Origin of the sequence: Flavobacterium aquidurense, assembly GCF_002217195.1 — a bacterium.
Classification (GTDB): Bacteria; Bacteroidota; Bacteroidia; order Flavobacteriales; family Flavobacteriaceae; genus Flavobacterium; species Flavobacterium frigidimaris.
In genome coordinates this window covers 87,530-100,345 of the sequence record NZ_MUGR01000007.1, presented here as the reverse complement: position 1 = coordinate 100,345, position 12,816 = coordinate 87,530, and the positions used below count along the sequence as shown (strand labels likewise).

Annotated in this window: 10 protein-coding genes; 1 reads left to right on the top strand and 9 read right to left on the bottom strand. The window is 33.3% G+C overall.

Going from position 1 to position 12,816, the window contains the following annotated elements; genetic code table 11:
* Positions 1-270, top strand: a 270-nt coding sequence (locus B0A67_RS24925; protein ID WP_207557312.1) for a hypothetical protein, incomplete at its 5' end; no start/stop codon positions are given.
* Positions 271-540: 270 nt separating this feature from the next.
* On the opposite strand, the gene ypfJ is transcribed toward B0A67_RS24925, so the two are convergent.
* The 9 genes from ypfJ to B0A67_RS05085 all read right to left on the bottom strand — a co-directional run bounded on the left by ypfJ (position 541) and on the right by B0A67_RS05085 (position 12,795).
* Positions 541-1,392 carry a KPN_02809 family neutral zinc metallopeptidase gene (gene ypfJ / locus B0A67_RS05125; protein WP_072960393.1) on the bottom strand — a complete coding sequence of 284 codons (852 nt, stop codon included), beginning with the start codon at positions 1,390-1,392 and terminating at the stop codon, positions 541-543.
* Positions 1,393-1,486: 94 nt separating this feature from the next.
* A complete protein-coding gene (locus B0A67_RS05120; protein WP_072960390.1) occupies positions 1,487-5,539 on the bottom strand; it encodes a PAS domain S-box protein in 4,053 nt (1,350 codons plus the stop codon).
* Positions 5,540-5,630: 91 nt separating this feature from the next.
* Entirely contained in the window at positions 5,631-6,422 is a 792-nt protein-coding gene (locus tag B0A67_RS05115; protein WP_072960388.1) for a DUF2189 domain-containing protein, read from the bottom strand.
* Between the two features lie 121 nt (positions 6,423-6,543).
* Positions 6,544-7,872 (bottom strand): aldehyde dehydrogenase, encoded by a 1,329-nt coding sequence (locus B0A67_RS05110; RefSeq protein ID WP_072960385.1) that lies wholly within the window; start codon positions 7,870-7,872, stop codon positions 6,544-6,546.
* 74 nt (positions 7,873-7,946) lie between these two features.
* The gene (locus B0A67_RS05105) at positions 7,947-8,636 is read right to left on the bottom strand and encodes an RluA family pseudouridine synthase (RefSeq protein ID WP_072960382.1); all 690 of its coding nucleotides are present in this window, start codon (positions 8,634-8,636) and stop codon (positions 7,947-7,949) included.
* 81 nt (positions 8,637-8,717) lie between these two features.
* A complete protein-coding gene (locus B0A67_RS05100; protein ID WP_072960379.1) occupies positions 8,718-9,068 on the bottom strand; it encodes a four helix bundle protein in 351 nt (116 codons plus the stop codon).
* A gap of 108 nt (positions 9,069-9,176) precedes the next feature.
* On the bottom strand, positions 9,177-9,995 hold the full coding sequence (gene panB, locus B0A67_RS05095) for a 3-methyl-2-oxobutanoate hydroxymethyltransferase (RefSeq protein ID WP_072960377.1): 819 nt from the start codon (positions 9,993-9,995) through the stop codon (positions 9,177-9,179).
* A 49-nt stretch (positions 9,996-10,044) separates the two neighbouring features.
* Positions 10,045-11,244, bottom strand: coding sequence for an SH3 domain-containing protein (locus B0A67_RS05090; protein ID WP_072960374.1), 1,200 nt, complete (start codon positions 11,242-11,244; stop codon positions 10,045-10,047).
* A gap of 123 nt (positions 11,245-11,367) precedes the next feature.
* Positions 11,368-12,795 carry an L-serine ammonia-lyase gene (locus B0A67_RS05085; RefSeq protein ID WP_072960371.1) on the bottom strand — a complete coding sequence of 476 codons (1,428 nt, stop codon included), beginning with the start codon at positions 12,793-12,795 and terminating at the stop codon, positions 11,368-11,370.
* Positions 12,796-12,816 lie beyond the last annotated feature (21 nt).

The following is a 12,816-nucleotide window of genomic DNA, read 5'->3' as shown; positions in this document are numbered from 1 at the left end:
TATGTCGTCGCCTTTCTTTTAAGAATCCTCATCATTTATTTGATGGGGATTTTTTGTTTTACAAAATGCAGTAATTATGTGGGAACCCCGATAGCTATCGGGGTCTGTCGCCTTTCTTTTGAAAACCCTGTTTCTAACCAAACGGAGTTTTTTGTTTTAATTGGTTTACGGTTTTACCTTTATTTAACCGCAAGGCACACAAAGGAGTTTGAATTGTTTGTAAATGTTAAGTTTGCAAAGACTAGTAGTCATAACACTTTAGAATTTTAAAAATTATATTTCTAATTACCCGTAAACTGCGTTAGGGATGGCAGCGGTATCCTTTTGTGGAAAACTAAATTTTTTCGGTGTAAACCGATAAGCCTATCGCAAAAGATTTAGCGGACAGCCCAGCCCGCAGGGAAACGCCCAAATTACAGTACGTAAGTGGATGATATTTTGAATTCTGTAATAAAGTTTGTTTAAGCCATACATTATTAAAAACAAAAAAAAGCATGACGTTAATCATGCTCATTTGGTTATAATAGTTTGGTTTATGAATTATCTTATTTCTTCGAAAGTATTTCCCTGGTTGATATCTCCGGTTTTGAAACCTTTTTTAAACCAGTACATTCTTTGTTCCGATGTTCCGTGTGTAAAGGAATCAGGAACTACCTGACCGGACATTTTGCTTTGAATAGCATCGTCACCAACTGCATTAGCGGCACTTAGAGCTTCTTCGATATCTCCTGTATCTAAGTTTTCCTGATTATAATGTGTCCACACTCCTGCATAAAAATCCGCCTGTAATTCTAAAGCAACGGAAAGTTTGTTTGCTTGCGCTTGACTTTTTCCTTCCTGTGCCTCACGCATTTTTGCTGAAGTTCCCAGTAAGGTTTGTATGTGATGCCCTATTTCGTGTGCGATAACATAGGCGATAGCAAAATCACCACCCTTTGCACCAAATTTAGTTTTAAGTTCTTCAAAAAAACCTAAGTCCATATATACTTTTTGATCCCCAGGACAATAAAATGGTCCGGATGCAGACGATGCACCACCACAAGCGGTATTTACAGAGCCTCTAAAAAGTACTAATTTAGGATTTTTGTACTTCATCCCATGTTCAGCAAATATTTTACTCCAGATATCTTCATTGTCTGCCAGAATTACTCTAACAAAATTACCCATTTCTTCATCTTCTTTACTTAATGGCGCTGCTGCTTCAGTTTGTGTTTGCTGACCGCCTTGCATTTGCTCTAATACATTTCCTATAGTCTGGCCATTTTCGCCGCCAAAAACATTCAGTAACAAAATAATAATACCAATAACACCGCCTCCAACGGCTACTTTTCCGCCAGAAAGGCCTCTTCTGTCTTCTACATTATCACTTTGTCTTCTGCCTTGCCACTTCATATAATATTGTATTTTAGTTTATTTTGTGTTTTATGTTGTACGAATTTATATTTTTTTTGGGAATTATACGTTAATTAATACAATTTAGTTTAAACTATTTTAACCATTTTACTAGAGCTTCTTCTACAGTTCCTTTGATAATTGGTTTTGAAATATAATCATCCATTCCTGCTGACAGGCATTTATTTCTCTCGTCTTTCTCAGCGCCTGCTGTTACGGCTATTATCGGAATGTTTTTTCCTGTGGGGATATTTCTAATGGCTTTGGTCGTTTCATAACCGTTCATAATTGGCATCTGAATATCCATAAAAACAAGATCGGGATTAATGCTTTCAAACTGATTTACGGCTTCATACCCATTTTCACATTCATAGATATGAGCAGTATTATATAAGTTTTTAATAATAGTTTTGAGTAACAACATGTTTACTTTGTTGTCTTCGACAATTAAAAATGTAATGTTTTTATGATTTTTAGTATTATTTTCAAAACTCAGTTCAGAATTGATTTTTTTTAATTCGGCATTGTACTTTTCGTTGATACTTTCGTTGCTTGTTTTTAAATTTAAGTCAAAATAAAAATTACTGCCTACATCAATTTTGCTTTCCAATTGTAATTTACTTTCCATTAGGGCTAATAACTGATTTGAAATCGTTAATCCTAAACCGGTTCCTCCAAATTTTCTTGTTGTAGAACTGTCTTCCTGTGAAAAAGCTTTGAAGATTTTATTTCGATTTTTTTCCAAAATTCCAATTCCGGTGTCAATAACGGAGAATCGGATCATACAAGTATCGTTTTTATTCTTATCGAGAATAGAAACGTTCAGTTTTATAGAACCTTCGTTTGTGAATTTTACTGCGTTTGAAAGTAAGTTGATTAAAATTTGTTTGATCCTGACAATATCTGTCCAAATGTATTTAGGGACATCGTCGTCGACATTTAATTCCAGTTGAAGGTTTTTTTGATTCGATTCGTAAACAATTAAATCAAAAACCTGACCTAATACTTTTTTAATGTCATATAAGTCTATGAATAGTTCTAGTTTGCCGGCTTCAATTTTAGAAAAATCTAGGATGTCATTTATAATCTCTAACAACGAATGTGCAGATTGATTGATCGTAGTCATGTATTTTTCCTGAATTTCTTCGAGGTCAGTTTTCATCAACAAATGGGTAAAACCTATTATACCATTTAGTGGCGTTCTGATTTCATGGGACATATTGGCAAGGAAATCTGATTTGGATTTATTTGCAGCTTCAGCCAGTTGTTTGGCTTTTATGGCATCTTCAGTTTCTTTTTTGTTCGTGATATCAAAATAAATCCCGCCCACAAACTCAATTTCTGTTCCTTTTTTAATAACATCTCCAAATTCTTCTACCCATATATATTCCCCGGTTTTTCTGCGAATCCGGTAAATATTATGCAAAGGTATTCCGTTTTGAAGGTTATCAATTTGATTGTTGATCACTTCATCTTTGTCATCGGGGTGAATAAGGGATAAAAAGGATAAGTTGTTTTCAATAAATTCCGATTTTGAGTAACCTGTTAAATTTAAAATTTCATCATTAAGAAATATTTTAGTCGAAAAGGCATCGAATTTCGAGAGATAAACTGTTCCGGGAATATTATTGGCTATTAATTTAAATTTCTCTTCACTTTCGAGTATTTTAGCCTCATTTCGGTTTCTTTCTAATGCTGATGAAATATTATTGGCAAGAACCTGAAAGATATAGATTTCTTCTTCTGACCATTTTCTTTCGTTGGTGCAATCATCAAAAGCAATAAAACCCGTAAAGACATCATTGATATATAAAGGCAAAATCAAAATTGATTTGATTTCATTATCGATTAACAAATTTTTGAAAAAAGTATTATCAAGTTTGCGCGTGAGTTTGTTTAGAATTTTTCTGTTTCTTACAGCTTCATAAATTTCTTGCAAGTTGTCTTTTGTGAGCTGTTGCAAATTGGTTGATTGATGTTTGATTCCTTTTCTGGACCATTTGTATTTCTGCGATATAGTTTCAGTTGCAAGATCTCTTTCATAGTAGTACATATGGTCTACTTTTGCTGCTTTGCCAATTAGCTCATAAGTTTCCTGAAACATTTCGTGAGTGGTTTTACTCAGTAAGAACTTCTCCGTACATTGAGAAAGAGCATAAAGCAACTGGCTCTTAAATTCTAATCTTCGTTCAGCTTCAAGTCGCATTTGTGAAGAAATGGCAATAGAAATTACATCTGATATAGTTCGGGCATAGGTGATATCTTCATTATCCCAGTCTCTTTTTTCTTCTGTGCTTTCAAAACAAATAACACCAGCTAATTGTCCACTCAGGAATATTGGGACATCCAGCATTGATTTGATATGATTTTTTGTAAAATAAAGCTTTTGAAATTCAGAGGTTTCTAATTTATTAAATACATCTGGAGCATTTATGATGGCTTTGTTTTTTAAAGTTTCAAAATAAATGGGATATGATTCTTTATCGAGAATATTTTTATCGCTTAACCTTTGTTTATCTACACTGAATAGATTTTTACAAGTAATTATATCTTTAGAGTATTTCCAGAAACTTACGCGATTTGTTTTGGTTACAGTCGCCGCTTCTTTAATAATATAATCGATTACAGTATTTAGATGATCATATTTACTAAAATCTGAAGTTGATAATCTTTTCGTTGAATTATTGTAGGCTTCGATTTTTTTAATCCGCTTTTTTTTCTCGTTTTCTATGTTTTTAATATCCGTAATGTCTCTGGCGATTCCGGCATAGCCAATGGTCTGGCCTAAATCATTTTTACGGATTATGATTTTTTGTGAAATCCACAGTGATTTTCCGTCTTTCTTTAGAATCGGAATTTCAATTGTTGGAAAGTTGTTTTCGTTTGAATCCAGATTTTCATAAAAATCAACTGCATTTCTTTGGTAATTTTCATGAATAAAATTGGAATAGTGTTGTGAAATAATTTCGTTTTCAGCATATCCCAGAATCGAAAAACCAAAGTCATTTACAAAAGTAAAGCAGCCATCATTGTCAATTTCAAAAATGATATCGGTAGCAGTCTGAATCAGGTTTTTGTATTGGTCCTGTACATTTATTTGTTCGGTAACATCCTGGCCAATGCTTATGATTAAGTCCTCAGAGAATTTTTTATCTTTCCATTGAATGTACTTGTATTCGCCATTTTTACTTTTTAATTTTCGAATATATAATTTGTTTTCTTCGTGATTTAAGTTTTTTATATCTTCAATAAAATCAGTTTCTTTTGTTAGTTGCCAAAACTTTAAACCGATCACTTCATCCGGCAAATAACCCAAAATTGAAGTTATAGTCTCACTGCAAAATAAGACTTCATTTTTTTTATTGGTGGCAATTGTCAAGGAGTTTCCTTTATGAACAATTTCGTTTGTAAACCTGAAATTATCTAAATTGTTTAATAAAACGGCATATTTTACCTGATTGAGAATAAAAATCAGAATGCAGAAATTAATTAATAAAATTGAAGATCGTAATGGAATCAGATCAAAAATGACTGTTATAACCAAAAAAATAAAAACCAAAGCAACGAAAAACCAATAAATTTTTATGGGCTTCAGGATGCTGTAAGAAAAGAAAAATGAAATTAAAAAAACGATTATTGGTACAACATCATTTGATAAAACAATAATATTGTGCAAGACATAACTAATGTAAATAAAGAAAAAGAATATGAATATGGGCTGAATGTTGTTTCGTAAAAATTTTACTTTATCTGTTATGAGATAAATAAGCAGCACTGCAAAACCTATCGATAAATTTAAAATCAATAAGCTTTTAGGTCTGATTTTAAAAATTTCATTGATGATTTCGATTACAATAATGGCAATGCCAAAAAACAAGATATACAGTTGGTATTCTCTGTTTGCGGTTTCTACTTCCAGTTTCCTTTCGATAAAATAACCAATTTTGCTTTTGATTCTAAAGAATTGATAAACCAGAATGGCAAGAAAACCAAATAGTATTAGTCCTAAAACTACGAGTTTAGGATTGTGGAAAAAAATAATATCTGAGGAGAAAACATACCAGTTTGTAATAATTGATTTTAGGGGATTACCAAGACTGGCAATTCCTGAAATCAGTGAATTGAAAAAACTATAGTCTTCTACCATAGATTTTGGGGTATGTTGGTTTAGTAAAATGTTTTTTGAAAATTCAAAAACAGAGTAGGTTAGGCTCTCTTTTTATATGGAATTTTCTATTTTATTCTAAATCCGATTGCCCAATTGAATCAATTGGATCTTCTTTTATATTTTTAAAAATGGCAAAATATATGGCATATGTCATTGAATAGCTAAGAGGAACAGTAAACAGAATTCCAATAAAAAAAGCCATAAATCCCACAATTAGAGCAATAACAATCGTAATCATTAAGCCCATAAGTACAACAGGTTGTTTTGAAATTAGTATGAAACTGGATTTTATGGCATCAATCGCTTTTAAGTTTCCAAATACTATAAGCGGAATTGTTAAAAACGTAAAATAAGAAATTATCAATGAGACCAAAATTCCTAAATTACTGAGTTTTTGAATTTCCAGAAATGTCGATATAGAGGCACTAAATAGTGAAATTGTTGCCGTTGCCAGAAATATTTGAAAAAAATGACTGGTTTTGTAATAAGTAAAAATAGTTGAAACATTAAATTGCTCATCCCTGTCAGCACAATAAGCCATTTTTAGAAATCCTGCACTAAAAGGGCTTAACAATGCTGAAAAAATAACGGTTCCTGCAACATAATAAACTACTTCAAGACTGGAAAGATGTATAGGCTGAATAGTAAAAAAGGCGGGATTACTTAATTTTTCTGCACCAAAAATTGCTGCTAATACAATAGAACCGACAATACCAAAAAGTATCGAAAATACTAATAATATTAATCCGGCATAAAGGGCTATTTTTTTATAATTTTCAAAAGCATTGTTAAAGACATTTGAAAAATCTAAGGTATAACCATGATTCTGAATGTCTTTGATTTGTTCAACGGTAGATTTCATTTTTTATTAACTGGAATTGTTTTATATTCTGTCGTTTAAAGATAAATATATGACGTAAATATAATATTTTTAATCAAACGCGTATGAAAATCTGCAAACATTAGGAAATTGTTTTTCGTTGTTATATCCAGTCTAATACTTTTTTTATAGAAGCTAATTTACCTTTATAAGGGGCATATCGCATTGGTAAATCGAGCCAATTGCCTTTTTTTACTATGGCTTTATGGTGAGAAAATATGTCAAAGCTCAATTGGCCGTGGTAAGCGCCAATACCACTGTGTCCGACACCTCCGAAAGGCAGTCTTTTGTTAGAAAAATGAACAACTGTATCATTAATGCAGCCGCCGCCAAAAGAATAGGTTTTAATTAATTTTTTAGCAAATGATTTATTTTCCGAAAAAATATAAAATGCAAGAGGTTTCTCATACCGATTGATTACATCTTCTATATCAGATTGTGACTCATAAGTTAAAATAGGTAAAATTGGTCCAAATATTTCTTCCTTCATAACCGGACTGTCCAATGCCGGTTCTTCTATTAATGTGGGTGAAATGTAAAGGGCATTGGCATCTGTTTCTCCTCCAAAAATCACTTTTTCAGGTTCAATCATATTGGCAAGCCGCAACCAGTTTTTGGTATTGATAATGCGGGCAAAATCTGGAGATTTATCCATTTTTTTGCCGTAAGCTTTTATGATTTCCTCAATTAAAAAACCAATGAAATTTACTTTCATATTTTTTTGGATCAGGATATAATCAGGTGCAATACAAGTCTGTCCTGCATTGATGAATTTTCCCCAGACAATACGTTTAGCAGCCAATTTTAGATTAGCAGTTTCATCAATAACACAAGGATTTTTTCCTCCTAATTCTAATGTGATGGGAGTTAAATTCTCTGCTGCAGCTTTTGCTACGATTTTACCAACAGAAACGCTTCCTGTAAAGAAAATATAGTCCCAGCGTTGTGCCAGGAGTTTATTTGATACTTCTACACCGCCTTCAAAGACTTCGACATGACTGATGTGAAATGTTTTCTCTACGATTCTAGCGATTATAGCTGACGTATTGGGTGTAAGTTCTGAAGGTTTTAAAACAACTCTGTTTCCGGCTGCAACTGCTGAAATCAGCGGGCATAAAGCCAATTGAAAAGGATAATTCCAGGGAGCAATTACCAAAACATTTCCATAAGGCTCTTTAAAGATATAATCTGTAGAAGGAAAATTAAGAAGAGAGGGAAAAACACGTTTTCGTTTCGCCCATTTATTGATGTTTTTGATGGTGTCTTTTAATTCCGAAATAACATAGTTGGTTTCGGTTAAAACAGCTTCAAATTCTGGCTTTTTAAAATCATCGTATAAAGCTTTTACAATTAAGTCTTCGCTTTTTTGAATGTTATACAACAATTTTTTTAGCGTTTCTTTTCTGTATCCGATGTCGTTTTTATAGTCCATTTTTATGATCACTTGGTTTTTGCCTATGCAAGTTAATCGATAAAAATTAAAAAATTAACAATTGTATCATAAAATCAAATGGCATTCCAGATTGTTTCATCCGGAGTTGGCGCCACAATTGTAATGTTTTCTTTAGAAACGGGATGAATAAAAACCAGTTTTCTGGCGTGAAGATGAATTCCACCATCAGGATTGCTTCGGTCAGAACTATATTTTAAATCTCCCTTTATTGGAGATCCGATAGCGGATAACTGAGCCCGAATTTGATGATGACGACCTGTATGTAAATTAATTTCCAAAGCCACATAATTCTGAAGTTCCTTAAAAACAGTATAGTCTAAACTTGCCAGTTTGCTATCCGGAACTTCTTTCAAATGTGCTTTTGAAGTATTGTTTTTTTCGTTCCTTTTAAGATAATGAACCAATTTGGCAGTTGTTTCCTGAGGTTTATTCTTGACAACTGCCCAATAGGTTTTTTGGGTTTCACGATTACTGAACATTTCATTCATTCTCGTTAATGCTTTACTTGTTCTGGCAAAAACCACAATTCCGGTTGTAGGACGATCTAAACGATGAATTACGCCCAGAAAAACGTCACCAGGTTTATTGTATTTGTCTTTTATGTATTCTTTTACAACATCAGATAAAGGTTTATCTCCTGTTTTGTCACCTTGTACAATATCGCCTACACGTTTATTAACTACAATAATATGATTGTCTTCGTGCAGAATTTGGAGATTGTTTTTATTAGAAAGGATTTTCATTTTAGACTTGCTTAGATTTTTAGACTTACTTAGACTTACTTAGACTTCTTAGAGTTTGACTTGATTAAATTTTGGGCTTATTTATAGTAAAGTTGCTCTAAATCTTGATGTCATTTTTGTGATTTCTCCTAAGAGGCTTATCAATTCTGCTGTGTTCTCTTCATTGATAAATCCGAGGTCAGATGAAATTAACAGTTGTGTTTCCACTTCGTAGGCAGAACCAATTGCAATTTCCAAGAATCGGGAGAAATCTTTATTTGAATTTCTGGATGAACCTTCTGCAATATTTGAAGGAATTGACATAGATGCTCTCCTTAATTGATTTGTAATTCCAAACTTTTCTTCATTTGGAAAAGTTGCTGTTACGTTATAAATTTTAGAACAAAACAATCTGCTTTTTTTCCAAATTTGAAGTTCTTTAAATTGATGCATATTTTTAGATTATTCTATTTGTAGACAACTTAGACTTCTTGGATCTTGAAAAATTAAATTAAAAAAATCTAAGAAGTCTAATATCTAAGAAGTCTAAGAAAGTCTAATCTAGTATTGTTCCCCAGAATTAGGAAAATCACTCGACTTAACATCAGCTGCATATTGACCAATTGCTTTTGTCATTTCTTCGTAAAGATTTAGGTAACGACGTAAGAAACGCGGGCTGAATTCATTGTTCATTCCCAACATATCGTGAATAACCAATACTTGTCCGTCAACACCGCCACCGGCACCAATACCAATTACGGGAATCGAAATGCTTTTGGCAACTTGCTCCGCTAAATGTGCTGGGATCTTTTCTAAAACAACAGCAAAGCAGCCTACTTTTTCAAGCAATTTTGCATCTGCGATTAATTTTTCTGCTTCTTCGTCTTCTTTGGCGCGAACGCTGTAAGTTCCAAATTTATAGATCGATTGAGGTGTTAAACCCAAATGTCCCATAACCGGGATTCCTGCGTTTAATATTTTTTTGATAGATTCTTTAATTTCTTTTCCTCCTTCAAGTTTCACAGCGTGACCGCCACTTTCTTTCATGATTCTAATAGCAGAACGCAAAGCTTCTTTTGGATCAGACTGGTAACTTCCAAAAGGTAAATCTACCACAACTAAAGCTCTTTCTACAGCGCGAACTACAGATGAAGCGTGATAAATCATTTGATCTAAAGTAATTGGCAATGTCGTTTCATGACCCGCCATAACATTTGATGCTGAATCGCCCACTAAAATCACATCGACTCCTGCGGTATCAACAATTTTTGCCATTGTAAAATCGTAAGCCGTTAACATAGAGATTTTCTCTCCATTGCTTTTCATTTCGATTAATGACTTTGTTGTGATTCTTTTATAATCTTTTTTTGCTACTGACATTTTGTTTTTTTTTGAAGATGTAAAAGTATTGAATAATTATAGATTGAAATCAGCAATAGAAGAATATTTCGATGGTAAATATTTTTCCGTCTTTAAATTCTATTCTAAATTCACTGTCTTCTATCTGTATGGAGTAAGAATGTGGCGCTTTTATAGAAGCACCAATGTAAGTTCCGTATTTTTCGATAAACGCTTTTTCAGTTAAGGAATGGTCTAAAGTTGCGTTTTGGTTTAAAACAAGCTTATTGTTTTCGTTAATAAAAACTTTAGTTATTTCGGCCTGATTTTTTTCTTCATCAACAGAAGCTTCTAAATCGGGATAGTAATAAAAAGTTTCACTTAAGTAAATGCCGCATTCATCACTTACAGTTGCCTTTTTAGTAGGTTTTCCGAAAGTTTTTACTAAATCTTTTTGAGTTAGGTACCAGGATTTAGTCTTTGTTCCTTTCAAAATAAACTCTGATTTTTTAACGAAAGCAAGAATTTCTTCCGGTTTTTTATGTTTTGCTAATCCTTTGGCTATAGCCATGTTTAATTCTGTCTCAGCAATAAGTTTGGGGTCATTTATTTGTTTGACAACTTCATAATATCTTTGATATGCAGGAGTTAAAGTAGCATTGTCACTGTTCCATGCCAGTTCTACAATTCGTTCGCCAATAGTTTTGCGTTCTGTAGTATTATTGACATCGAGTTTGTCAAAATCTTTTAGCAGCGTATTAAAATCAGGTCTTTTACCAACGAATTTTCTTAATGTAAATTTGGAGTATTCATCATTAAAATTCCCTCCAATATTGACCCATTCTTCCTGGTTTTTAGGAAGGTAATTAATAGCTACAGGATCACCGGTATATAAAATCTCTCTAATTTTTGAATTTTTATCAGGCTGCGAACGTGCTTTTAAACTGGCAACCAATATAAAAAGATGATTACTTCCATAATAATTATCGTCACCTTCTATAAGCGGATTTTCGTTATCCCTCACCTTAATATCTCTGGCATTTAATCGCTTTGCTACAAATTTTTCAGGAATATATCCTTCAGATAAATTATCAGCTTTTACTTTGTACCAGCCATTTTTACTTTCGGATAATAATTGTACTTCGGCCCCGTATTTAAAATAACCTAAAAAATCAGCAGAAGTGTTTGCTGAAGTATACAAACGTGTATCTGAATTCAGGAAATAACGTTCCTGAGCATTTATTAAAAGGGGGGAAAATAATAAGGCTAAAAGAAAGAAATATTTTTTCATGAAGTATATTTTGGAAGAGTTTTTTGCCACAGATTAAAGGATTTAAAATGATTTTTTTAATATGCGTAATTCATACTTATTTAATCTGTGTAAATCTTTTAATCTGTGGCAACCTTTATTTTTTTAGCAATCAGCCATATTTACAGCAATTGCCAATCCGCCTTCAGAGGTTTCTTTGTATTTAGAATTCATGTCTTTTGCCGTTTGCCACATCGTATTGATGACTTTATCCAAAGGCACTTTAGCATTTTTAGAATCAGTTTCGAGAGCTAATTCGGCAGCATTTATGGCTTTTATGGCACCCATTGTATTTCTCTCAATACAAGGAATCTGTACCAAACCGCCAATTGGGTCACAGGTTAAACCAAGATGATGCTCCATGGCAATTTCTGCAGCCATTAAAACCTGAGCAGGAGTTCCGCCCATTAATTCGCAAAGTGCCGCTGCAGCCATTGATGACGAAACACCAATTTCGGCCTGACAACCGCCCATTGCAGCCGAGATTGTAGATCCTTTTTTGAAAATACTTCCAATTTCTCCGGCCACCATCAAAAATTGTTTGATTTCTTTTTCGCCTGCATCATGATTTTCAATAACCAGATAATACATTAAGACAGCCGGAATTACACCAGCGCTTCCGTTTGTTGGAGCAGTAACTACTCGGCCTAACGAAGCATTTACTTCATTCACGGCAAGTGCAAAACAACTTACCCATTTAAGGATTTGACGAAATTTTACTTCGGTTTTTCTAATTTCTTCCAGCCAGCTTTGCGGATCGGAATAGTTTGATAATCCTATTAAGTTTTGGTGCATATCAAAAGCCCTTCTGCGAACGTTTAATCCGCCCGGGAGAATTCCTCCGGTATGACAGCCAATATACATACATTCTAACATCGTGTTCCAGATGCGCATTAATTCGGAGTGAATTTCAGCTTCCGGACGCATCGATTTTTCGTTTTCATAAACAATTTCCGAAATGGATTTGTTTTCTGAAACTGTATAATTTAAAAGTTCAACAGCGTTTTGGATAGGGAAGGGGAAAGCACATTTTATAACCTCTTTGATTTTGGCATTGGTACGTTCTTCTTTTACAACAAAACCACCTCCAATAGAATAGAAAATAGATTCATATTCAGAATCATCAGCTTTATAAGCCGTAAATTTTAATCCGTTGGCATGAAAAGGAAGAAACTCTTTATTGAATACAATATCCTGAAGAAAATAAAATGGAATTTTATATTTGTTAGCGAGAATAATTTCGTTCGTGTCCTCTATAGTTTTAATGATTCCGGCAATATTATCAACCGGAATATATTCAGGATCTTGCCCGCTTAAACCCAACATAACAGATAAATCAGTAGCGTGACCTTTTCCTGTTAATGAAAGCGATCCGTATAAATCGACTTTCACACGTTTAACCTGATCTAAAATTGATTCGTCTTTTAGCTCTTCTAAAAAACGTTCAGCGGCTCTCCAAGGCCCTAAAGTATGAGAACTTGAGGGGCCAACGCCAATTTTAAGCATATCAAAAACAGAGATACATTCTTCCATTGTGCAATATTTATTAAGACA